Raw genomic sequence first — 22561 nt, forward strand, 5'->3', positions numbered from 1 at the left:
CGGATTTGTTGTTCAAACCTCACTCAGCCGGTCGGTCAATCATGGACTTCCACGATTACAAACTTGGTCATATAGTGTAAACATAGTAACCGAGCATTATTGGATCGGGCACTGCAGCCCCGGGTCGAAAGCGGAACACCGATGGACACCTCCACCGACACCACCCCGCCGGCGCAGCGTCGCCTGGCTCCCGGCCTGCGCTGGGGCATCAAAGGCTCGTTCGTCGACTACGTGCGCCGGATGCCGGACGGCAAGGGCTCGGTCGGCGAGGGCGCGACACCCGTCGGCACCGCTGATCTCTTCTACGAGTACGACGCGGCAGCGAGCACCGCAGGCGACGACGCGGGCCGGCAAGTGTGGGCCTTCCGCGGCGACGTCCGGTTCAGCGGCCACTACGGCATGCTCTTCGTCCGGATCGCCCATCCCTGGGTGGAGGTCGACGGGTCGCGGGCCGTGCTCACCATCGAGGATCCCCAGGCGCGTGAGGGTGCGCCGCGGGTGCCGCTGGTGACGGCCCGGTTGCAGCGCATCGCCACCGACGACGGGGCCGTGGTCTGGGGTGCCGACGACGTGGCCCTCACCGCCGACGGCGTGACGCTCTTCAACGACGTCTACGCCGAGGGTGAGCCGTTCGACCCGCTGGTGGTCCAGCTGCCCGCGTAGCGGGCGATCCTCACCGCGCCACTCCCAGCGCCCGAGCCAGGACGGCGATCTCCTCGGCCAGGTAGCGGCGGGAGATACCGGCCGACGGCGCGGCGGTGAAGACTGCATGGAACGCGCCGGGGAAGCGGTGCGCCTCGGCCGCCACTCCCGCCTCGGCGAGCATCGCCGCGTAGGCGAGACCCTCGTCGCACAGCGGGTCCAGTTCCATCACCGCAACGTACGCCGGCGGCACACCGCGCAGGTCGTCGATGCTCGCGCGTCCGGGGGCCGCCTCCGCCGGCACATCGGCCGATCCGGGGGCGAGGTCGCCCAGGTAGTGCGCCCAGCTGACCTCGCCCACGGGACGGCTCCAGATCGGGGTGTCGTCGTAGCGCCGCATGCTCGCCGTCGTCAGTCGGTCGTCGGTGGTGGGCACCGAAAGGAACTGGAAGCATGGCGAGAGTTCGCCGCGTACCCGGATCGCCAGGCCGGCTGCCAAGGCACCGCCGGCGCTGACACCGTGGAGGGCGATCCGCCCCGGATCGACACCGAGGTCGGTGGCAGCGGCGATCAGCCAGCGCAGCGCCGTCTCGCAGTCGTCGAGCGGTGCCGGATAGGGGTGCTCGGGCGCCCGGCGGTAGTCGACCGAGACCACGACCGCCCCCAGCTCGCGGCTCAGCTCCACGTTGCGGGCGTGACCGGCGTCGGACGAGCCGCTCACGAATCCGCCACCGTGCAGGTGCAGGATCGCGGGCCGGGGCTCGGGTCGCACCGGCGGCCGGTAGAGCCGGACCGATGCAGTCCTGCCGTCGAAGCCGACCCCGCGATCGGCGATCTCGATGTCCCCGGGTTCGACCTCGCGGGCGCGGGCCGCTGCCCCGGCATCCGAAGCTGCGCGGAAGCGCCGGTAGTCCACGAAGTCAACCGCGGGCAACGCGTCGAGCACGTGCTCCAACTCGGGGTCGAGGAGCTCGCGCCAGCGGCTCATGCGCCCGTCCCGCGGCGCAGCCCGTAGGTGCCGAGCGGCCGGCCGAGCTCGAGTAGCAGCCATTGCAACGTGATGCTCCCGTCGAACTGCGTGACGATCCGCCCCCTCCAGTCATCGATTCCGGCTCGCTTCAACCGGGGTCCCATGGCGATTCCGCTGATCCCGGCGCCGATCACGAGGACACGCACGAACTCCTCCAATCAAGACCCTCCCCGGGGATCCGCGAGAAGAGCTAAGGTGACAAACATAATAGAAACACCTTAGTGAAAGGTTATCAACAAGATATGGGACGTGTCAGCGGGAAAGTTGCCTTCATTACCGGGGCCGCGCGCGGTCAGGGTCGTAGCCATGCGGTCCGGCTCGCCGAGGAGGGTGCCGACATCATCGCCGTCGACCTGTGTGACGACGTACCGGAGATGGCCTATCCGGGCGGGACGCGCGAGGAGCTGAACGAGACGGTGCGCCTGGTCGAGCAGACCGGTCGCCGGATCGTCGCACAACAGGCGGACGTGCGTGACTTCGCCCAGTTGCAGCGGGCGGTCGATGCAGGTGTCGCCGAACTGGGCCGGCTCGACGTCGTCGTGGCGAATGCCGGCGTCCTGACTGCCATCGGGCCGTTCGACCAGATGAGCGAGGCGGCCTTCACCGATCTCGTCGACATCAACCTCACCGGGGTGTGGCGCACCGTCAAGGCGGCGATGCCGCACCTACGCGCAGGCGGACCGGGCGGCTCGATCATCCTGACCAGCTCGAGTGCCGGCATCCGGGCGTCGCGCAGCACCGCCCACTACGTCGCGAGCAAGTTCGGCGTCGTCGGTCTCATGCGGGCGATGGCACTCGAGCTCGGCCCCGAGATGATCCGGGTCAACAGCGTGAACCCGGCGCAGGTCGACACCCCGATGATCCAGAACGACTTCATGTACCGGCGCGCCTGCCCCGACGTGGACAGCCCCGGCCGCGAGGAGCTCGCCGCGGCGTCGCTCTCGCGGATGGCGATGCCCATCCCGTGGGTCGACTCGGTCGAGATCTCGCACGCGGTCGTCTTCCTCGCCTCCGACGAGTCGCGCTATGTGACCGGCCTGGCAATGACGGTCGACGGCGGGATCAGCATTGCCTGACCCCTGATACCCAATTATGATTGCTGTTATCTTTTTGGATAAATAGACCACATCTAGCGGTCGGGCGGCGAGGCGTCTCCCGCCCAATCAGGAGCACCCATGACAACCCCATTCCTCGGCCGCGCGATCATCATCGGCGGCAGCATCGGCGGCACCCTGGCCGCAGCCGCGATCGCCGGTCACTTCCGCGAGGTGGTGCTGCTCGAGCGTGACGAGCTACCCATCGAGCCGGTCTTCCGCAAGGGGGTGCCACAGGGCGCCCACTTCCACGCGCTCTTGGCCGCCGGCCGGGCCGCGATGGACTCTCTGCTGCCCGGCTTCTCCGATCACGCCTTCGAGATGGGCGCGGTGCGACTCGACTCCGCACAGGACGTGATGCGCCTGGATCGGGTCGGCTGGTCGCCTCGGTTCGAGTCGGGCCTCGAGTTCCTGATGGCGAGTCGGCCGTTGATCGAGAAGGCGCTTCGCGACAAGGCTGCCGAGCTCGACGGCGTGCAGTACCGCTCGGGCGTCGAGGTGGCCGGACTGCTCGGCGCCGACGGTCGGGTCACGGGGGTGCGCACCACCGACGGGGAGGAGCTGTCCGCCGATCTGGTGATCGACGCCAGCGGTCGGTTCTCCGAGTCTCCGACATGGCTGCAGGCGCTCGGATACCCCACTCCCAGAGAGGAAGTCGTCAACGCGCACTGGGGCTACTCCTCCACCTTCCTGGAGGTACCCGAGGACTGGGACCCGGGCTTCCAGGCACTCGCACTCACCGCGTTCGGGGACGGCGCCCTGACCCCCGAATCGGCGTCCCGGGCAATGGCGATGTGGGTCGTCGAGGGCGAGCGCCGCTGGATCCTGACCGCTCAGGGCTCCGCCGGCGACCACCCGCCCCGGACCGAGGAGAAGCTGCGCGACTTCATCTCGAGCATCGGGGTGCCCGAGCTGGACAAGGCGCTGTCGCAGGTCACGTTCCCCGAGAAGATCTCGATGTGGCGCGATACCCGCAGCCGGCTTCGCGACTTCGCGGGCCAGTCGGAGCGGCCCGAATGCTTCCTCACCATCGGTGACGCCTGGATGGGCTTCAACCCCGTGTACGGGCAGGGGATGACCGCCGCCGCGCTGGAGGCCTCGGACCTGCGCACCGAGCTGGCCGCTCACCTGACCGAGCGCACCGGTGAGCTGACCGGACTCGCGGGGCGGTACTACGCCAGGGCCGATGCCCTGATCAAGTACTGCTGGACCTCCTCGAACACGCTCGACCACCGCATTCCCGGTGTGGAGTACACGGTCGACGGCGTCGCCCAGGAGGTCGATCCGACCTCCTCGGACTTCTCCGACCGGCTCGCCGCCTACATGGCTCTCGACCCGGAGCGCTACGTCCGTTACCGCGAGACCACCCAGCTGCTGCGCTCTCCCGAGTGGCTGGCCGGCGACGAGATCGTCGACGCCGTACGCGAGCGCTGGGACGAGCTCGGCAAAGCTGTCGTTCCCCGGTGAACGGGGGCGAAGCCGCATAATGACGGCCATGGGATCTATATTCAGCGCCATCATCAACGGAGATCTGCCGGGACGGTTCGTGTGGGAGGACGAGGACGTCGTCGCGTTCCTCACGATCGCCCCCGTGACCCAGGGCCACACCCTCGTCGTGCCGCGTGAGGAGGTGGACCAGTGGCAGGACGTCGACGGTGAGGTCTGGAACAAGGTCATGGACGTGGCCCGCACGATCGGGCAGGCCGTCCGCCCGGCGTTCGACGCACCGCGGGCCGGACTGCTGATCGCAGGCCTCGAGGTGCCCCACCTGCACCTGCACGTCTTCCCTGCCTACGATCTCGGCGATTTCAACATCAGCAACGCCGAGCAGAATCCGTCCCAGGAATCGCTCGACGAGGCGCAGGCGAAGATCAAGGCGGCGCTGCGCGAACTCGGCCACGGGGCCAACGTCCCCGACTGACGGTCAGCTCGACCGCGGCAGTTCCACCCGGAACGTGGCACCTTCGCCGGGTCGGCTGTCGACGGTCACCGCCCCTCGGTGGGCGGCGACCAGGGCCGCGACGATCGACAGGCCGAGCCCGCTGCCGCCGCTCTCCCGGGTGCGTGACGCGTCGGTGCGGTAGAACCTCTCGAACACCCGGGCCGCGTCTTCCTCGGTCAGTCCGGGTCCGGTGTCGGCCACCTCGAGCACGACGCTGTGCTCGGTGGTGCCGAGCCGGACCGTCACGTCCGCGGTGGCGGGGGTGTGTTTGACGGCGTTGGCGAGCAGGTTGCCGAGGACCTGCCGCAGCCGGGCATCGTCGCCGATCACCTCCGGTGTCCCGGGTCCGGGGCGGACGTCGAGGGCGATGGACCGCTCGGGGGCGACGGCGCGCGCCCCGTGCACGGCGTCGGACGCCACCGACAGCAGGTCGACGGGCCGGGTCTCGAGGGGTCGCTGGGCATCGAGCCGGGCGAGCATCAGCAGGTCTTCCACCAGGAGACCCATCCGCGACGCCTCCCCTTCGATGCGGCTCATCAGGGTTTCGGTGTCGGTCATCGCGCCCTGTCGATACAGTTCGGCGAAGCCGCGGATCGTGGTGAGCGGGGTGCGCAGTTCGTGGCTCGCGTCGGCGACGAATCGCCGCATCTTCTCCTCGGACCGCCGCGCCGACTCCTCCGACGCCTCGGTGGCGGCGAACGCGTGCTGGATCTGCGCGAGCATTCCGTTGAGCGCCACGGACAGTCGCCCGATCTCGGTACGGTCGTCCCGTTCCGGGACGCGTCGGTGCAGGTCTCCCGACGCGATCGCCGCGGCGGTCTCCTCCACTTCGACGAGGGGACGCAGACTGCGCCGGACAACGAAATACGCGACCACTCCGAGCACGATCAGCACCACCACACCGATGATGAGTTGCAGCACGGCCAGCCGGTTCACGGTTTCGTCGTTCTCGGTGAGCGTCATCGCGACCGTCGTCTCGATGCCGTCCGGCGCGGTGGTGGTCAGCACCCGCCACCGCACGTCGGAACCGTCGGTCGAGCCGACCGTCACGGGCACGGAGGCCGGGTCTTCCGGCAGTGCGGGCGAGACGGATTCGTCGTTGATCTCCCGCAGCACGGTGCCGTTGGCCAATGTCGTGCGGACGTAGAACGGGCTCGGCGGACGTCCGGGATTCGGTTCGTCGGGCGGCGGCAGCGGGCGCGACTTGCCGGGTTTCGCCCACCCCTGAGCGGCCTCGTGGAGTTGGTGATCGACGCGGTTGGTCAGTGAATTCTCGAGCGCCGACGTCACCGCGACACCGGACACGAGAAGGCCGAGCGCAGCGAGCAGGAGCACGGCGCCGACGAGCGTGATGCGCAGTGGCATCGCCCGGATCCACCGGCGCGCAGGCCTGTTCGGGACGGCGGCGACCGCCTCGGCCGACTCCCGGGGAGCCGCGGGCGCGGTCATCGCCGCGGTTCGCGCATCACGTAGCCGACGCCGCGGAGGGTGTGAATCAGCGGCGTGTCGCCGGTGTCGACCTTCCGGCGCAGGTACGACACGTACGACTCGACCACCCCGACCTCACCGCCGAAGTCGTAGTTCCAGACGTGGTCGAGGATCCGCGGCTTGCTCAGCACCGTGCCGGCGTTGACCATGAAATACCGCAGCAGTGTGAACTCCGTCGGAGACAGCGACACCAGGTCGCCCGCCTTCCAGACCTCCCGCGTGTCGTCGTCGAGTTCGATGTCGGCGAACTTGATGCGGGCCGACTGCTCCTCCACCGACACCTTGCCCGCCCGCCGCAGGATGACGCGAAGCCGGGTCACCACTTCTTCGAGGCTGAACGGCTTGGTGACGTAGTCGTCCGCGCCGAGGGTGAGGCCGCTGATCTTGTCCTCCACCGCATCCTTCGCGGTGAGGAACAGTACCGGTGCGTCCACACCGTCGGCGCGCAACCGCTTGAGCAGGCCGAACCCGTCCATTCCCGGCATCATGACGTCGAGAATGACAGCGTCCGGGCGGAAGGTGCGCGCCGTGTCGAGTCCCTCGGCCCCGGTCGACGCCGTCGCCACCTCGAATCCCTGGAATCGGAGACTCACGGAGAGCAACTCGAGGATGTTCGGTTCGTCGTCGACGACGAGGACGCGGGCTTCGACAGGCTTATCATTCACGCAACCCATCATCACTCGTGACGCTGGATCGTCGCTGTAGGTTTCCTGGGAGGTTCCTGTGAGCCGGTGCGGCCGGCTTGGGACGGACGGATTCCGATCGTCAGTTGACGACGATATTGAGGTTGAACACTACCCCGCCGAACGTCAGGATCGTGTTGGCCAATCCGAGTGTGACACCACTGTTGAGCGCCCCGAGCAGTCCCAGCATCATGACCTCCATCGTCGCCCCGGTGAAGGGGTGTTTGCGCGCTGTCCGCGCGCGTTGCGGATGACACTAAGTCACGTTCGACAAATTCGTGGCGACACGCGCACGCAATTTCCCTGAATAAAATCACCCATTCTTCTCGAGCGAAAAAGGGTGAAATTCCGGGCGCATAAGCAAGGATGGGACAGTTGCTCTCCCGAGCCCCGGCGCTCACGGTCGCCCCACAACGCGACAACCCCGCCGCCTGGCCGACGGCGGGGTTGCAGTAGCGGAGTTGTCTTGACAGGCAGGAAGTTCAGGCGACGACGTTCAGGTTGAGCACCACTCCGCCGAACGTGCCGATCGTGTTGGCGAGTCCGAGGGTGAAAGCGCTGTTGATTGCGGCGAGCAGTCCGAGCATCATGATGTTCCTCGTTATCTTCCGTGGTATACGCACAGAATTCACTGTCGCGCTCGACGATAAGTCAGCAGGTCTCGATCTGCGAGATATTCGGCGCATTCCCGCGCCGTGCGCGCGGAGCGAGCCTGTGGAGTCGCTCACCACTCACGGGCGCGGAGCGCGTCTTTGGGTACCGTGGAATTCGTCGACACGACATCCGGACGAGCGCACCGTACCCGGCCAGCGACAAGACGGTGCCCGGAGGTTTGTCATGGCGTGGATCGTGCTCGTGCTGTCGGGGGTCCTGGAGGCCGTCTGGGCCACCGCCCTCGGCCGGTCGGAGGGATTCAGCAAGCTCGGCCCCAGCATCGTCTTCGGCGTCGCCCTGGTCTTCAGCATGGCGGGTCTGGCCTACGCGATGCGCAGTCTCCCCACCGGAACGTCGTACGCGGTGTGGGTCGGCATCGGCGCGGCGCTGACGGTCGGGTTCGCGATGCTGACGGGCGCCGAGAGTGCCACGCCGGTGAAGATTCTGCTGATCCTGGGGATCGTGGGATGCGTCGTCGGACTGAAGGCTCTGCACTGACCGGATCGAGACGCTCGATGATTGTGTGTCGCGGGTTACAGTAACTCCATGAACCTGGTGTCGTTGATGACCCTCCCGGTGCGTGCCGGTCTCGCGGCGGCCGATGTCGGTCTCGGTATCGCCGAGGCCACCCTCGTGACGGTCCGGACCGCGGTCGCCGGGACCGGCGTGGTCACGGGCATGAGCACCCAGGGCAGCCCGCTGCAGGTGATCAGCCAACTGTCCTCACTGGCGGCGAACGACCGGCCGCTCGGGCAGGCACTTCAACCGGGCGGTCCGCTCGACCGTCTCCTCGCCCCGGGCGGCCCCGTCGACCGTCTCACGTCGGAGGGCGGCACCCTCGAACGACTGCTCGAGCCGGGTGGGCCGCTCGAGCGGGTCCTCGCCAAGGACGGCCCGCTCGACCGGGTCCTCGCCGAGGACGGCACCCTGGAGCGACTGCTCGCGAAAGACGGCCTGCTCGACCGTCTCACCGCCGAACAGGGCCCCCTCGAACGGCTGACTGCGCAGGACGGCGCGGTCGAACGACTCACGGCGCCGGGCGGACTGGTCGATCGGGCGCTCGCCGAGAACGGCATCCTCGACACACTGCTGTCGGAGGGCGGCGCGTTCGAACGCCTCATCGCCGAGGGCGGCCCGCTCGATCAGATCGTGGCGCTGTCCGAGACGTTGACGGCGCTGGCGCCCAACCTGGAGCGGATGAGTGCGAGCGTCGACCTGCTGCAGGAGACGGTGGGGGTTCTCAGCGCCGCCGTCGGGCCGCTCGGTGAACTGGCGGGCAAGTTGCCGGGGCGCTGGCTCAACAAGGGCAAGGGCGACCGTCCTGGCGTCGACTACACCCTCGGCCCCGCCTGACACCTTCACGTCGGGACGGCCTGGAAGCGACCGGCCGACACTGACCGACACCTGCCTCTGGTATGTATTTCGCATGACACGAACCATCGTTGCGCTGTTGATCCCGGCCGCCCTGCTGCTCGGGGCGTGCAGTTCCGAATCGACCACCACCGACGCCGAGTCCACGGCGAGCGCAACGACCGAGGCCACCGAGGCATCCTCCGCAGGCCTGCCCGCCGTCGCGGACCTGTGCAAAGGCCTCCTCCAGTACGCGAAGGGCGCCGAGGCCCGCGCGCAGCAGAGCGGCGAGACGTTCGACCGCACGAAGGCCCTCGACGACCTCTTCACCCAGTCGGCCGAGACGGCGGAGTGGAAGGACGCTCCGCAGGAGCGCAAGGATCAGATGATCCAGGCCTACGACGCCGCCAAGACCGGGGCCTGCTGACCCGTCCCCCCCGCGCGGACCCGGTTCGCCACCCCGCTCCCGGGTGACGACTGGAACACCGGACATCCGGGACTTCTTCGCCGGACGTCGCTGAGCGGATCCGGAGCGGTCAGATCAGGCTCGAGATGAGGAAGGCGGCGAGCAGCACGCCGACGAGAACGGATCCGGCGGTGGCGGCCGCGAGGACCACCGAACCGGTCACGGCCATTGCCGGCGCCGCCGCGACGAGGGCGGCGACGAGCGCGGTTCCGAGCGAGAAGCGGCGGTCGGGCTCTGCCTGCCGGTCCTTCGCGTGCCGGGCACTGTGCGTGCGGAATGCATTGTGGACCGTGAGGGTCATGATTCTTTGTCCCGTCTGGAGTCGAATGCGGACCAGAGCCGGAGCCCTGTCGGGTACAGAGGTCACCTCCCCGGCGCCGGCGGATCGCTATCCGGGCGTGCCGCCCGGTCCGTCCAGCCGGGACGCCAGTTCGGCGTTCTCGGATTCGAGCGCGAGGATGCGCCGAATGCCGGCGACGTTCACACCGTCGTCCATGAGCTGAGCAATGCGTGCCAACCTGATCAGGTCGTCGTCGCTGTATCTGCGGGTGCCGCCGCTGGTCCGGGCGGGGGTGAGCAACCCCCGCCGCTCGTACAGGCGGAGAGTCTGCGGGCCGATGCCCGTCAACTCCGACGTCACCGCAATTCCGTAGACCCCGCGACGTGAGCGGGGCGGAACGTCGATGGTCACAACAGGCTCCCTTCTGCATAAGGAACACCTGATGTTAACACGCAAATGAAATGAATCTGCATTCACAGATATAGATTTTGCATCTCGGATCCCTCATGCCTGGACTGCAGCCGCCAAGACGAGCATCGGGTCACGTAATCTCGGGCACGAACCGAACACGAACCGCCACCGACCCGGACGGATTCGTCGAGGTGTCGTGGCCGTGAGCGCCGCGGCCTCTGTGCGAGAGACGAGAAGACGGTGCCCCGTACTCAGGAACACGCAGATCGCTACCGTGACGCCCTCACGGCGCTCGCCGCGGCCACGCAGCGACCGGCCAACGTGGTCAACACCGGTGCGGGCTACGCGATCCGGGTCGATTTCGAGTTCAACCGGTACCTTCTCGCGTCGAATGCCACCGACGGACTGACCGACGCCGTCGAGGACTCGGCCGAGTGGAGGGTCAGCCTGTTCCAGGGCGCCGCCGACGGCACGCCCGACGAATTGCTGGCCACCGCCGGGCACGCGTGGCTGGTCGACGCATTCGACCTCGCGTTCGCCGACGTCCGGGCCGAAGGTAAATGGCAGTCGGCCGACGCGTCGTTCGACGAGTTCAACCCCACCAACGACCAGTCCGCGACCTGATCCGGCGCCGCTCAGGCGCGGTCCGGAACCTCGGATCGGACGAGTTGCTCGAGTTCGGCGTTTCGCGCCGCGAGGACCGCGTTCTCGGCCTCGAGCCGAAGGATCTGGCCGATGCCGATGAGATTGACTCCGGCGGCGACGAGTTCGGTGATCTTCTGGAGGCGCGCGACATCGTCCTCGCTGTACCGGCGTGTGCCACCGCCCGTGCGAGTCGGTGTGATCAACCCGCGCCGCTCGTACAGGCGCAGCGTCTGCGGTCCGATACCCGTCAGTTCCGACGTTACCGAGATCCCGTATACACCCCGCTGCGAACGAAGCGGCATATGAGAGGACGTCACCGGGTCTCCCTTCTTCTCAGGGCACATCAACCTTAGCAAGCCCCAGTGGACACAATGTGCCGCGGGGCGCACAGGTTCGCTCCGGAATGCCCACACCGCCGCATGGCTGGACCAGCAATCTTGCCGATTCGGCTTGAACTTCCCGTCCGACCGCTGTAGAACAAATCTATATTCTTCAACGCAGATTAGTTCTCACGACGAGGTCGCACGAAGGAGAACCGCCGATGACCACCCACGACCCTCAGAGCACTCCCCACGACGGGGAGGTCCTCGTTCTCGGCGCAGGCAGCGGCGGAGCGATCGCCGGCGGCCTGATCGCCACGCTGGCGCTCAGCGCGCTCACTCTCCTCTCGTCCCTGCCGACGTGACCGGACACCCCGACGCAGCCGCCCTCCCCCGACACCGACTTTTCGCACACGACAGGACGCAGCCCTCATGCCCGCCAGCTCCGCATTCCACGCTTCCGCCACCAGCACTGCCACGCGCGGCGGAGCCACGATGAGCACCGAGGAAATCAAGGCCCGGATCGAGGCGATGTTCGCCGACGAGGCCGCAGACACGTCCCCCGCACTCGTCGAATAGCGACGCCATCGCCGATGCCGGCAGGTCAGAGAAGGGCAGAGCCATGAAAGTGTCCACCCCGCTCGTCGAACCATCGCTCGAAATCCGACGCATCCCCACGCGGTCGAAGGCGGCGCATCGCACGAAGTCCGCGGCCGACGCCGCACGAGTAGAGCTACTGCAGGCGCGACCGGAGACCGCCCGCCGCGAGCGTGACCAGTATCGTGACGTGCCCGCGCAGTGCGAGGCCATCGGCCGGCTCGCCGTCTCCGACCCCCGCCGCGAACTGCTGCGACAGCGACTGATCGAGCGGTGCCTGCCGCTCGCCGAACACATCGCCCGGCGTTTCCTCGGTCGCGGAGAACCCCTCGACGACCTGATCCAGGTCGCCCGCCTCGGTCTGGTCAAGGCCGTCGACCGTTTCGACTCGAGCTGCGGGGCGAACTTCGTGTCGTACGCCGTCCCGACAATCACCGGCGAAGTCCGCAGGCACTTCCGCGACACGGGATGGGCGATGCGTGTCCCGCGCAGCATGCAGGAACTGCACCTCTCCCTCACGACCGCGACGACCGAACTGACCACCACACTCGGACGCGCCCCGACTGCGAGCGAACTGGCCGAGGCCCTCGGGATCGACAAGGAGGAGGTGGTCCGGGGTCTCCGGGTCGCCGACGCCTACAGCACCCTGTCCGTCGATTTCCCGCTCGGCGAGGACGAGCGCCCGCTGGCGGAGACGATCGGGGACGTCGACCCGTCCCTCGCACACGTCGAGGACCACGTGGTTCTCGAGCCGCTGCTGGGATCCCTTCCCGACCTCGAACGCACCGTCCTCGTCCTGCGGTTCTTCGGCAACATGACCCAGTCGCAGATCGCCACTCGGGTGGGCGTCTCGCAGATGCAGGTGTCCCGGCTGCTGGCCAAAACCCTGGCGGACCTGCGCGGGAAACTCGCCGACGCCGGCGGTCAGATGCCCGGGTAGGCGGCCAGGAAATCCTCCCACGTCCGCTTGCCCGTCGCCGCCTCGAGCGACAGGTTGACGCCGTCGCGGTACGCGCGGCCGGCCTTTCCCGGCATCCGGACCGGCATCGTCAGCCGGTGCCTGCCGGTCGCCTGCAGGTAACTGCGCGCCAGTTCGCCCATCCCGTACACCGTCGGCCCGGGCAGGTCGGAAACCAGGCCGGCCGGGGCGCCGAGCGTCAGTTCCACCAGACGCGCCGCCACCTCCCCCGAGTCGACCGGCTGGAAGCGCAGTCCGCCCGGGACCGGGATCACCGGCAGTTTCGCCATCTTCTGCAGCATGCTCAGCACCAGTTCGTGAAACTGGGCTGCGCGCAACGTCGTCCACGGCAGGCCCGAGGCGGCCACCGCTCGCTCCGCGGCCAGCTTGGATGCGAACCAGCCGAGTGGAACCCGGTCGGCCCCGATCACCGAGATGTAGACGAGATGCTGCACCCCGGCGCGCGAGGCGGCCTCCACCAGGTTCCGGGTCGCCACCTCGTCGCCCTTGGGGCCACCCGCCAGGTGCAGAACGGTCTCGACCCCGTCCAGTGCGGCTTCAATTCCCTTGCCCTCGAGCAGGTCGCCGATCATGTACTCGACGCCGTCGCCGGGGTCTCGGCCGTGCCGGCTGAGGACCCGCACGTCCCGCCCCGCCGCCCGCAGCAGTGGAACGACCTGACGTCCGAGCGTGCCGGTACCGCCGGTGATGAGAATGGGTGATGTCATGATCTCTCCAGATTCTTCGGACAGCTGATTTCGGTGGATCTACCTGTGAGACACGCCGCGAGGAAGGAATGTGACACGGTGGACGACCGCGATCGGCTGACCGAGCGTTTCGAGGGACACCGGCCGCGGCTGCGGGCCGTCGCGTACCGGATGCTGGGCTCGGTGAGCGAGGCCGACGACGCCGTCCAGGAAGCGTGGTTGCGCACGATTCGCGCGGACACCGGCGAGGTGGAGAACCTCGAGGCGTGGCTGATCACGGTGGTGTCGCGGGTGTGCCTGAACGTGCTGCGCTCACGCGAGCAGCGGCTCGAGGAACCTCTCGACGTGCAGGCACACGATCCGGCCGTCGGCCACGACGACGGCGGCGACCCCGAACACGAAGCGATGCTGGCCGACTCGGTCGGGCTGGCGCTGCTGGTCGTGCTCGACACGCTGACCCCGGCCGAGCGGCTCGCGTTCGTGCTGCACGACATGTTCGACGTGCCGTTCGACGACGTCGCCCCCATCGTGGGCCGCTCCTCCCAGGCGGTGCGGCAACTCGCCAGCCGTGCCCGCCGGCGGGTGAAGGGCGCCGCGCCGGCACCGGACCCCGCGGATCTGGACCGCAGGCGAGCTGTCGTCGACGCCTATCTGGCCGCCACCCGCGGCGGCGACTTCGACGCGCTGGTCGCCCTGCTCGATCCGGATGTGGTGCTTCGGGCCGATCCGGCTGTCGGACCCACCCCGGGGCCTCTCGTGATCCGGGGCGCCCGCGTCGTGGCCAAGGGCGCGCTCGCATCCGCGGAACGGGCCCGGGTCACCCAGGTGGCCCTGGTGAACGGGGCGGCCGGGCTCGTGATGGCTCCCCGCGGGCAGCTGTACCTGGTGCTGGCGTTCACGATCGTGGACGGGAAGATCACCGAGATCGACGTCATCGCCGAGCCGGATAGCGTCCGCCGGCTCGACCTCGCCGTCCTCGGGGACTGACCGGTCACCCGAACCGGGTGATGACCGTCGGCGCCGAGACCCCGCAGCATGGAGGGAGCCGACACCCGGGGAGAGGGGCGCGAACGTGACTACTGCCTCGGACGACGATGCCCCACCCCGGAGCGCGGCCGCGCCGTCGCCGTTCCCGCCGATCGCCGACTACGCCTTCCTCTCGAACTGCCACACCGGGGCGCTGATCGCGCCGGACGGTTCCGTCGACTGGCTGTGCGTGCCCCGGTTCGATTCACCCAGCGTGTTCGGCTCTCTCCTCGACCGTGAAGCCGGGATGTTCCGGATCGGCCCGTTCGGGCTCAACGTTCCGGCGTCCCGCCAGTACGAGCCGGGCACCAACATCATCTCGGCGGTGTGGAACACCCCGACCGGGTGGGTGAACGTGCGCAGTGCGCTGACGATGGGCCCGACCCGCGGTGAGGACACCGTCACTCCCCACACGAGGCCGCCGGCGGACGAGGATGCCGACCACATGCTGGTCCGCACGGTCACGTGCCTCGACGGCAGCGTGGAGGTGGAGTTGGTGTGCGAGCCCGTGTTCGACTACGGGCGCGCACCGGCGGAGTGGGTTCTCGTGGACGGCGATCGGCACACCGCCGACGCGAGCGGTGCGGGGCTCACGCTGCGCCTGCAGACTGACATGGCGCTCGGCATCGAGGGCGGACGGGTTCGCGCGCGCCACATGCTCGAGAAGGGCGAAACCCTGTACTGCGCGCTGACCTGGGCGGCGGAACTCGCCGCGCCGGGGACGGCGGAAGAGGCTGTCGCGCAACTCGATGCGACCGCGACGTTCTGGCGGCGCTGGTTCAGTCACGCCCGCTTCCCCGACCATCGGTGGCGTGAGGCGATCCAGCGATCCGCCCTGACCATCAAGGGCCTCACGTACATGCCGACCGGTGCCACCGTCGCAGCCCTCACGACCTCCCTGCCGGAAACCCCGGGCGGCGAACGCAATTGGGACTACCGGTACACGTGGATGCGGGATTCCACGTTCACGCTGCAGGCCCTGCATTACCTGAACCTGGACTGGGAGGCCGACGAGTTCATGCAATTCATCGCCGACCTCGAGTCGAACGGCGATGGCGCACTGCAGATCATGTACGGAATCGACGGCACCCGCGACCTCACCGAGTCGACCCGCGACGACCTGTCCGGCTATGCGGGCGCGCGCCCGGTGCGGATCGGCAACGGCGCGTTCGACCAGCGGCAGAACGACGTGTTCGGCGCCGTCCTCGACTCGATCCTGCTGCACACGGTGCGCAGCAAGCGCCTTCCCCGCCGGCTGTGGCCGCTCGTGCGGCAGCAGGCGGCGTGCGCCTCGGCGGTGTGGCGCGACCCCGATCAGGGGATCTGGGAGGCGCGCGGCGCACCGCAGCACTATGTGTCGTCGAAGCTGATGTGCTGGGTGGCACTCGACCGGGCGTCGAAGATCGCCGGCATCCGCGGCGATCGCGCGGCCGAGGACACCTGGCGTGCCACAGCCGAGGAGATCCGCGCCGACATCCTCGCGCACGGCGTGAAGAAGGGGGTGCTGCGCCAGCACTACGACACCGAGGCGCTGGACGCGTCGACGCTGCTCGCCGCGGTCTTCGGGTTCCTACCCCGCGGGGACGTCCGGCTCCGTGCCACCGTCGACGCCATCGCGAGCGATCTCACCGAGGACGGATTCGTCCTGCGCTACCGCACCGGCGAAACCGACGACGGATTGTCGGGCAAGGAAGGCAGTTTCCTGATCTGCTCGTTCTGGCTGGTGTCTGCCCTGACCGTGGTCGATCGGGTGCAGGAGGCCACCGATATGATGGAGCGACTGGTCAGCGTGTGCTCTCCCCTCGGCCTCTACGCCGAAGAGTTCGACACGAGCACCGGCCGTCACCTCGGCAATTTTCCGCAGGCGTTCTCCCACCTCGCGCTGATCGAGGCCGCCGGGCGCATCATCCTGCTCGAGCGGATGCGGGAACTGATGTGAGCCGAGGCCGGGCCTGACGTGCCTGAACCCGAACGGATTCGGTGCGCAAGCCACCAAACATCGCTGGGTTCGCTCGCGCCTCAGGTGAGTCCTGGCGGAGAGAGCTGGGTCCCTGTCACCACTAGAGACGGGGTGCGGCCGTAGTTCCTCGTACGACGAGCCGGGGTTCGAGAACAATATCCGTGCTGGTGTCGCGTCCCTGGTCGAGCCTTTCGCTGACGGCTGTAATGGCGGCTTCGGCGAGTTGGGTGGCGTCCTGCCTGACGGAGGTGAGGTCGACGTAGGACAGACCGGCGGGCTGGCTGTCGTCGTAGCCGACGATGGAGATGTCACCGGGCACGTTGATGCCACGACGGGTGAAGGTTCCGATCAGGCCGATCGCACAGCGATCGTTGCCGGCAACGATGGCGGTGGGGAGCGTGCCGTCGGTCATGAGTTGACGGGCGGCCCGGGCGCCGGCCTCCTCGGTGTAACCGGCCGGAACGACCCGGATGTCCGAGTCCAGTCCCAGGGTCTGCATGGCCGTTCGGTATCCGCTGCGACGGTCTTCGGCGCCGGGCATATCGCCGCCGTCGACGTGCACGATTGCGCGATGGCCGAGTGCGTGCAGGTGTTCGACCGCCAGATGCACACCGAGATGATCGTCGGTGCGGACCGAGTCCACGCCGCTCACGTCCGAGGGTCTGCTGATCTCGACGACGGGTATCTGCCGGGCCAGGGTGGCCAATTTGTCGGGGGTGACATAGGGCCCGATGACGATGAGGGCCTCGATCCGGTAAGCGAGGAGGCTTTCCACCGCCTTGCGTTCATCACGTCCGGGCCCGGAGGCGCCCAGGGCGATGTCGTATCCGACGCGTTCGGCGGCGGGGTAGATCGCTTCCACGATGGACGCGTCGTGCGGGTGCCGCAACGTGAACAACACGCCGACATGGCCGCTGCGTGCTCGCCGGAGCACCTGTGCCGCGGTGTCGGGTCGATATCCCAGTTCCTCGGCGACTTCGAGTACCCGGGCGCGGGTGGCGTCACTGGCTCCCGGCATGTTCCGGAAGACCAGCGACACCAGCTGGCGTGAGACTCCCACCCGCGCTGCCACATCACCCATGGTCGGACGCTTCCTGCTCACCGGCGACGCGTGGGAGGGCGACGGATCGGGCGGTCTCAACAACATTTCCTCCGGGGGGCTTGACAGGTGGGAGTGATCCTAATCATAGTTACTGGCACGTGCCACTGGCACGTGCCAGTAGATCGGGGAAGGTGCCCCATTCCACGGGTTTCGCGTCGTCGAACGGTCGACGTCCAGTAAGGGAAAACAATGAACCACCAGGTACGAGGGTCGAGCAAAGTGCCGCGAGTGCTGGGCAAGTGCCTCATCGGCGCGGTCACAGTGGCAGCGGCAGTGGCATGCAGCAGCACCGGCGGAAAGCCGGCGGACGCGGGTGCGGGCAGCGGTGCCGGCACGGCCGACACACCGCGGATGACCGTCGCGATGGTCACCCACGCCCCCCAGGGCGACGTGTTCTGGAGCATGGTGCAAAAGGGCGCGGAGGCCGCCGCAGCCAAGGACAACGTGGAGTTGCTCTACTCGAGTGACGACGATCCGGGCCGGCAGGCCAATCTCGTGCAGAGCGCGATCGACAGCAAGGTCGATGCCATCGCGGTGTCACTGGCCAAGCCCGACGCGGTGGCCTCCGCCATTGCCGCCGCCGATGCCGCGGGAATTCCCGTCGTTGCTCTCAACGCCGGCCTCGACGACTGGCAGCGGCTGGGGACCAAGATGTTCTTCGGCCTGGACATCGAGGCGGCGGGCAAGATGTCGGGTGAGCAACTGGCCGGAGCCGGCGGAAAACACGCGTTGTGCGTGATCCAGGAGCAGGGCAACGTCGTGCTCGAGCAGATGTGCCAGGGCGCAGGAGGCGGGTTCGGCACCGGCAAGGTGGACACCCTCTACGTCCAGGGCTCCGACATGCCCTCGGTGCAGTCGGCGCTGACCGCGAAATTGCAGCAGGACCGAAGTATCGACAGCATCGTCACCCTCAACGCTCCCATCGGGATGGCCGCGCTCACTTCGCGGTCCGAAGCGGGTAGCTCGGCCGAGATCACCACCGTCAACGTCACCCCGGAGGTGGCCTCGGCGATCGAATCGGGGGACATCCTCGCTGCCGTGGACCAGCAGGGCTGGTTGCAGGGCTACCTCGCCGTCGACTCGCTGTGGCTCTACCAAACAAACAACAACGTCATCGGCGGCGGACAACCGGTACTGACCGGGCCGACCCTGGTCAACCGGGACAACATCGCCGCGATCGCACCACTAGTGGACAAGGGAACACGATGAGCGCACAGAAAGACCTCAACGTCGGGATCATCGGATGCGGAATGATCGGCACCGATCACCTGCGGACCCTCACCGAGGCCGTTTCCGGCTCCCGGGTGTGGGCCGTCAGCGACGCCGACCCGGCTCGGGCCGCGCAGGCTGTCGAGCAGGTCGACCCCACGATCAAAATCCACACCGACCCCCACGCGTTGATCAGCGATCCGGACATCGACGCCGTCCTGGTCGCCTCGACGGAAGAGACCCACGAGCAGTTCGTTCTCGCCTGTCTCGCCGCCGCCAAACCCGTGCTGTGCGAAAAGCCGCTCGCCCCGACCGCCGAGGCGTGCCTGCGGGTGGTCGAAGCCGAAGCGCAGGTGGGACGCAAACTCGTGCAGATCGGCTACATGCGCCGATTCGACCCGTCGTACGTGGAGATGAAGCGGGTGCTGGACTCCGGCCAGCTCGGTGAGGCCCTGTTTCTCCACGCCGTCCACCGCAACGCCGGCTACCCGGACCGGTACGAGTCCGACGCGCTGATCACCGCGACCGGCGTCCACGACATCGACATTGCCCGTTGGCTTCTCGGCGACGAGATCGTCTCGGTCACCACCCGCAACCCCAAGCCCTCGGCGTTGGTGCGAGACGGGTTCCAGGACCCGCAGTTCCTGATCCTGGAAACCGCCGGCGGCGTGATCGTCGACGTCGAGATCTTCGTCAACGCGCACTACGGCTACGACGTGCGCTGCGAACTGGTGGCCGAACGGGGCACGGTATCGCTGGTGCCGCCGACCACGGCATCCATTCGGCACAGCGGCGTCGACGGTCACCCGGTGCTCGCGGATGCGCGGCCCCGCTTCGCGGCGGCGTTCCGCGACGAACTCCAGGCCTGGGTCAACGCGGCCACGAACAAGCAAGTCTGCGGCGCCAACGCCTGGGACGGATACGCCGCCGCCGCCGTCGCCGAGGCATGCCTCGAATCGTTCGGCAACCACACCCGCACCGACGTGCGGTTGGCCCCCCGGCCCTCGCTCTACACCGAGGACGACAAGTGACGAACATCGAATTCAACACCGCCCCCGCTCCTTCCGCGGCCGGCCCGGTAGCCCATCCGACCCTGCCCCCGGACACCAAGGGACCGCACTCCCGCCGACTCGGTCTGATCGCCGTCGTCGCGACGTTCGGCGGACTGCTGTTCGGATACGACACCGGTGTCATCAACGGGGCCCTCACCCCGATGGCCGAGGATCTCGGCCTCACGTCGACCACGGAGGGCCTGGTTGTCAGCATCCTGGTCCTCGGCGCCGCCGTCGGCGGCCTCTTCGGTGGGCGTCTGGCCGACCGCTACGGACGCAAGCACAACATTCAGCTTCTGTCCGTCATCTTCATCGTCGGCACGATCGGCTGCGTCCTGGCACCTGACTGGCATGTGCTCGCGGTCTTCCGTTTCATCCTCGGGCTCGCGGTGGGAGGCGCGTCCGCGACCGTCCCGGTCTACCTGGCCGAGATGGCACCCAGCGAGCGCCGCGGCAGCATCGTCACTCGCAACGAAATCATGATCGTCTCCGGTCAGTTCGCGGCCTTCGTGATCAACGCCGTGATCTACAGCGTCTGGGGCGAGCACGAGGCGGTCTGGCGGTACATGCTGATCGTGGCCGTGCTCCCGGCGATCGGACTGTTCGTCGGCATGCTGCGCATGCCGGAGAGCCCGCGCTGGCTCGCCGCCCGCGGACGCGACGCCGAGGCGCTGGCGGTGTTGCGTCAGGTCCGCTCCCCGGAGCGTGCCGACGCCGAGATGGCCGAGGTTCGCGCCTTGGCGGCCGAGGACGAGCAGGGGCAGACCGGCGGCTGGAGCGACCTCCGCACCCCCTGGGTTCGCCGGCTGCTCGTCATCGGGATCGGCCTGGGCATGTTCGCCCAGTTCGACGGGATCAACATGATCATGTACTACGGCACCCACCTCCTCGAGGACGCCGGATTCTCGAGCAACGGCGCCATCGTCGCCAACACCGCCAACGGCCTGTTCAGCATTCTCGGCGCCTGCCTGGGCATCGCGATGATCAACAAGTTCAATCGTCGGCCCATGATCATCATGGGATTCGTTCTGACCGCGACCTTCCACGCCCTCGTCGGGATCTCCGCCCTGGCGCTACCCGACAGCACCGTCAAGCCGTACATCATCCTCGTCATGGCCGTGGGTTTCGTGTTCTCACACCAGGCCTTGGTCGGCCCGTTGCTGTGGGTGATCCTCTCGGAGATCTTCCCTCTGAAGATCCGCTCGTTCGCCGTGGGCACCAGCGTCTTTGCGCTCTGGATAGCCAACGCGATCGTGGCGTTCGGATTCCCGCCCACGGTCAGCGCTTTCGGCATCTCGACGACATTCTTCATCTTCGCCGGCCTGTGCGCGCTCGGCGTCGCATTCACCTGGCGGATGATCCCGGAGACCCGTGGACGCACGTTGGAGCAGTTCGAAGACGAATTCCGCATCGCCCACTCCTGAAACAGAAAGGAAACCCGCATCATGTCAGTCGTTGTCGCAGTCCCGGACAGTCCGGAGGGGACCGCTGCGCTCGCCGCCGCAGCTGACGAGGCGACGCTCCTGAACACCAACGTCGTGATCGTCAACCTCGGTCTGAGGCCGCTGGACGCCTCGATGCTGCCCACCGGAGTAGAGACCACGGTGATCGACCGCATCGGGATCGAGCAGCGCGACCCGCTCGACGTCGTGCTGCACGAGATCGACCAGCACGACACGCAGCGCCTCGTCATCGGTGTCCGGCGACGTTCCGCCGTGGGCAAGGCGCTGCTGGGCAGTCTCAGTCAGCGCCTCATCCTCAATGCCCCGGTCCCCGTCGTGGCAGTGAAGGTCGCCGAGGAGGACTAACCGCGCGGCCGCTTCTCGGCGCCAGTCCCCAGACTCGTCGCCGAGGAGCAGTCGCTTCTCCGTCCCGCAGCTTCGCACGACGAACTTCACAGCCACAGAACTCATCGACACAAACGAGAAAGGACATCTGATGGAGATCGGACTCCTCACCGACAGCCTGGGCGACCTTCCCTTCGAGGACGCTCTCGACTTCGCCGCAGCAAACGGCATCAGCACGATCGAACTCGCGTTCGGCGGCTGGTCGAGTGCCCCGCACACCGACCTCGACGACCTCCTCGTCAACGCCGGCAGCCGTCGCCGTCTCGTCGACGCCATCGAATCCCGCGGCCTGCGTCTCGAAGCCCTCAACGCCAGCGGCAACCAGCTGCACCCCGTGCACGGCGCCGAACACGACGCCAATGTGCAGGGCGTGCTGCGCCTCGCCGGTGAGCTCGGTATCGACACCGTGGTGACGATGAGTGGCCTGCCCGCCGCGCCGGGAGACCGATTCCCCGCCTGGATCACCACGGTGTGGCCGCCGGAGAACCTCGAACTGCTCGACCACCAGTGGGACGTCGCGATCGCGTACTGGGAGAAGACCGCAGCCCTCGCGACCTCACACGGCGTCGACAAGATCGCCATCGAGATGCACGCAAACCAGCTCGTGTACAGCGTTCCGAGCCTGCTACGGCTGCGGGAGGCCGTCGGTCCCACCGTGGGTGCGAACTTCGACCCGAGCCACCTGTGGTGGATGGGCGCGGACCCGCTCACGGCCATCGATGCGCTCTCCGGCGCGATCCACCACGTACACGCAAAGGACACCGAGGTCCACGCCGACCGGATCGCCGTTCGCTCCAGACTGGAGATCCTGCCGAACCCGCAAGTCGCCGAGCGCGGATGGAACTACGTCGCCGTCGGCGCAGGGGAACCCGACGGTGCTGCGTTCTGGACCCGATTCGCCGACCAGCTACGCGCCGCCGGCTACGACGGACCGCTGTCGATCGAGAACGAGGACTACTCGCTGTCGAGCCGCGACTCGGTCGCACTCGCCGCACGGACCCTCTCCTCGGCCCTCCGCACCAGTCTCTGATTGGTGCTGGAGACCGGTTCTCAACCGTCTCACCAGTGAACCCTCAGTGGTCAGCTGTTGGGTCGACG

General features: G+C 67.9%; 27 protein-coding genes and 1 riboswitch. Of the genes, 18 read left to right on the forward strand and 9 right to left on the reverse strand.

The window, feature by feature from the left end; translation table 11 throughout:
- The first annotated feature begins 141 nt into the window (after positions 1-141).
- On the forward strand, positions 142-663 hold the full coding sequence (locus P3H15_RS19315) for an HtaA domain-containing protein (protein WP_276138731.1): 522 nt from the start codon (positions 142-144) through the stop codon (positions 661-663).
- 10 nt (positions 664-673) lie between these two features.
- Here the strand turns inward: P3H15_RS19315 and P3H15_RS19320 are convergent, their stop codons facing one another.
- Complete coding sequence (locus tag P3H15_RS19320; RefSeq protein WP_276138732.1) at positions 674-1630, reverse strand: alpha/beta hydrolase; 957 nt, start codon at positions 1628-1630, stop codon at positions 674-676.
- A complete protein-coding gene (locus P3H15_RS19325) occupies positions 1627-1818 on the reverse strand; it encodes a hypothetical protein (protein WP_276138733.1) in 192 nt (63 codons plus the stop codon). Before P3H15_RS19325 ends, P3H15_RS19320 begins: the two co-directional genes overlap by 4 nt.
- A 96-nt stretch (positions 1819-1914) precedes the next feature.
- Between P3H15_RS19325 and P3H15_RS19330 the strand changes: the two genes are divergently transcribed.
- The 3 genes from P3H15_RS19330 (at position 1915) to P3H15_RS19340 (ending at position 4687) form a co-directional block, all read left to right on the forward strand.
- Positions 1915-2748: a mycofactocin-coupled SDR family oxidoreductase gene (locus tag P3H15_RS19330; RefSeq protein ID WP_276138734.1), complete on the forward strand. Its 834-nt coding sequence runs from the start codon at positions 1915-1917 to the stop codon at positions 2746-2748.
- Between the two features lie 99 nt (positions 2749-2847).
- Positions 2848-4233 carry a tryptophan 7-halogenase gene (locus tag P3H15_RS19335; protein ID WP_276138735.1) on the forward strand — a complete coding sequence of 462 codons (1386 nt, stop codon included), beginning with the start codon at positions 2848-2850 and terminating at the stop codon, positions 4231-4233.
- Between the two features lie 28 nt (positions 4234-4261).
- Positions 4262-4687: an HIT family protein gene (locus tag P3H15_RS19340; protein WP_276138736.1), complete on the forward strand. Its 426-nt coding sequence runs from the start codon at positions 4262-4264 to the stop codon at positions 4685-4687.
- 3 nt (positions 4688-4690) lie between these two features.
- On the opposite strand, the gene P3H15_RS19345 is transcribed toward P3H15_RS19340, so the two are convergent.
- Complete coding sequence (locus P3H15_RS19345; RefSeq protein WP_276138780.1) at positions 4691-6073, reverse strand: cell wall metabolism sensor histidine kinase WalK; 1383 nt, start codon at positions 6071-6073, stop codon at positions 4691-4693.
- An 80-nt stretch (positions 6074-6153) separates the two neighbouring features.
- The gene (locus P3H15_RS19350) at positions 6154-6870 is read right to left on the reverse strand and encodes a response regulator transcription factor (RefSeq protein WP_276138737.1); all 717 of its coding nucleotides are present in this window, start codon (positions 6868-6870) and stop codon (positions 6154-6156) included.
- Between the two features lie 774 nt (positions 6871-7644).
- A riboswitch (guanidine-III (ykkC-III) riboswitch) is annotated at positions 7645-7706 on the forward strand.
- 10 nt (positions 7707-7716) lie between these two features.
- On the opposite strand from P3H15_RS19350, the gene P3H15_RS19355 reads away from it, so the two are divergent.
- From P3H15_RS19355 to P3H15_RS19365, 3 genes are all read left to right on the forward strand, one after another.
- Positions 7717-8031, forward strand: a complete 315-nt coding sequence (locus P3H15_RS19355) for a multidrug efflux SMR transporter (RefSeq protein ID WP_072942865.1) — start codon at positions 7717-7719, stop codon at positions 8029-8031.
- A gap of 48 nt (positions 8032-8079) precedes the next feature.
- Positions 8080-8886 carry an ABC transporter gene (locus P3H15_RS19360; protein WP_276138738.1) on the forward strand — a complete coding sequence of 269 codons (807 nt, stop codon included), beginning with the start codon at positions 8080-8082 and terminating at the stop codon, positions 8884-8886.
- A 73-nt stretch (positions 8887-8959) separates the two neighbouring features.
- The gene (locus tag P3H15_RS19365) at positions 8960-9310 is read left to right on the forward strand and encodes a hypothetical protein (RefSeq protein ID WP_072942861.1); all 351 of its coding nucleotides are present in this window, start codon (positions 8960-8962) and stop codon (positions 9308-9310) included.
- A gap of 109 nt (positions 9311-9419) precedes the next feature.
- On the opposite strand, the gene P3H15_RS19370 is transcribed toward P3H15_RS19365, so the two are convergent.
- Complete coding sequence (locus tag P3H15_RS19370; RefSeq protein ID WP_276138739.1) at positions 9420-9650, reverse strand: hypothetical protein; 231 nt, start codon at positions 9648-9650, stop codon at positions 9420-9422.
- Between the two features lie 87 nt (positions 9651-9737).
- The gene (locus tag P3H15_RS19375) at positions 9738-10040 is read right to left on the reverse strand and encodes a MerR family transcriptional regulator (RefSeq protein ID WP_276138740.1); all 303 of its coding nucleotides are present in this window, start codon (positions 10038-10040) and stop codon (positions 9738-9740) included.
- Positions 10041-10280: 240 nt separating this feature from the next.
- Between P3H15_RS19375 and P3H15_RS19380 the strand changes: the two genes are divergently transcribed.
- Positions 10281-10664, forward strand: a complete 384-nt coding sequence (locus tag P3H15_RS19380) for a hypothetical protein (RefSeq protein WP_276138741.1) — start codon at positions 10281-10283, stop codon at positions 10662-10664.
- Positions 10665-10675: 11 nt separating this feature from the next.
- Here the strand turns inward: P3H15_RS19380 and P3H15_RS19385 are convergent, their stop codons facing one another.
- Complete coding sequence (locus P3H15_RS19385) at positions 10676-10987, reverse strand: MerR family transcriptional regulator (RefSeq protein WP_174705507.1); 312 nt, start codon at positions 10985-10987, stop codon at positions 10676-10678.
- 239 nt (positions 10988-11226) lie between these two features.
- Here P3H15_RS19385 and P3H15_RS19390 point away from each other — a divergent pair, with 239 nt between their 5' ends.
- The 3 genes from P3H15_RS19390 (at position 11227) to P3H15_RS19400 (ending at position 12542) form a co-directional block, all read left to right on the forward strand.
- The gene (locus tag P3H15_RS19390) at positions 11227-11370 is read left to right on the forward strand and encodes a hypothetical protein (protein ID WP_167372176.1); all 144 of its coding nucleotides are present in this window, start codon (positions 11227-11229) and stop codon (positions 11368-11370) included.
- A gap of 67 nt (positions 11371-11437) precedes the next feature.
- Positions 11438-11584, forward strand: a complete 147-nt coding sequence (locus tag P3H15_RS19395; RefSeq protein ID WP_276138742.1) for a hypothetical protein — start codon at positions 11438-11440, stop codon at positions 11582-11584.
- Positions 11585-11627: 43 nt separating this feature from the next.
- On the forward strand, positions 11628-12542 hold the full coding sequence (locus P3H15_RS19400) for a SigB/SigF/SigG family RNA polymerase sigma factor (RefSeq protein ID WP_276138743.1): 915 nt from the start codon (positions 11628-11630) through the stop codon (positions 12540-12542).
- On the opposite strand, the gene P3H15_RS19405 is transcribed toward P3H15_RS19400, so the two are convergent.
- Positions 12527-13288: an SDR family oxidoreductase gene (locus P3H15_RS19405; protein WP_276138744.1), complete on the reverse strand. Its 762-nt coding sequence runs from the start codon at positions 13286-13288 to the stop codon at positions 12527-12529. The two genes, P3H15_RS19400 and P3H15_RS19405, sit on opposite strands and share 16 nt — an antisense overlap.
- A gap of 78 nt (positions 13289-13366) precedes the next feature.
- Between P3H15_RS19405 and P3H15_RS19410 the strand changes: the two genes are divergently transcribed.
- Positions 13367-14254, forward strand: coding sequence for a sigma-70 family RNA polymerase sigma factor (locus tag P3H15_RS19410; protein ID WP_276138745.1), 888 nt, complete (start codon positions 13367-13369; stop codon positions 14252-14254).
- Positions 14255-14339: 85 nt separating this feature from the next.
- Positions 14340-16232 carry a glycoside hydrolase family 15 protein gene (locus P3H15_RS19415; RefSeq protein ID WP_276138746.1) on the forward strand — a complete coding sequence of 631 codons (1893 nt, stop codon included), beginning with the start codon at positions 14340-14342 and terminating at the stop codon, positions 16230-16232.
- 121 nt (positions 16233-16353) lie between these two features.
- Here the strand turns inward: P3H15_RS19415 and P3H15_RS19420 are convergent, their stop codons facing one another.
- The gene (locus P3H15_RS19420; protein WP_276138747.1) at positions 16354-17334 is read right to left on the reverse strand and encodes a LacI family DNA-binding transcriptional regulator; all 981 of its coding nucleotides are present in this window, start codon (positions 17332-17334) and stop codon (positions 16354-16356) included.
- Between the two features lie 249 nt (positions 17335-17583).
- Here P3H15_RS19420 and P3H15_RS19425 point away from each other — a divergent pair, with 249 nt between their 5' ends.
- From P3H15_RS19425 to P3H15_RS19445, 5 genes are all read left to right on the forward strand, one after another.
- Positions 17584-18564, forward strand: a complete 981-nt coding sequence (locus tag P3H15_RS19425) for a substrate-binding domain-containing protein (RefSeq protein ID WP_276138748.1) — start codon at positions 17584-17586, stop codon at positions 18562-18564.
- The gene (locus P3H15_RS19430) at positions 18561-19595 is read left to right on the forward strand and encodes a Gfo/Idh/MocA family protein (RefSeq protein WP_276138749.1); all 1035 of its coding nucleotides are present in this window, start codon (positions 18561-18563) and stop codon (positions 19593-19595) included. Before P3H15_RS19425 ends, P3H15_RS19430 begins: the two co-directional genes overlap by 4 nt.
- A gap of 5 nt (positions 19596-19600) precedes the next feature.
- A complete protein-coding gene (locus P3H15_RS19435) occupies positions 19601-21040 on the forward strand; it encodes a sugar porter family MFS transporter (RefSeq protein ID WP_276138781.1) in 1440 nt (479 codons plus the stop codon).
- A 21-nt stretch (positions 21041-21061) separates the two neighbouring features.
- A complete protein-coding gene (locus P3H15_RS19440) occupies positions 21062-21424 on the forward strand; it encodes a universal stress protein (protein ID WP_276138750.1) in 363 nt (120 codons plus the stop codon).
- A gap of 130 nt (positions 21425-21554) precedes the next feature.
- Positions 21555-22493, forward strand: a complete 939-nt coding sequence (locus P3H15_RS19445) for a sugar phosphate isomerase/epimerase (protein ID WP_276138751.1) — start codon at positions 21555-21557, stop codon at positions 22491-22493.
- Positions 22494-22561 lie beyond the last annotated feature (68 nt).

This window comes from Rhodococcus sp. T2V, assembly GCF_029269925.1.
Taxonomy (GTDB): domain Bacteria; phylum Actinomycetota; class Actinomycetes; order Mycobacteriales; family Mycobacteriaceae; genus Rhodococcus_F; species Rhodococcus_F koreensis.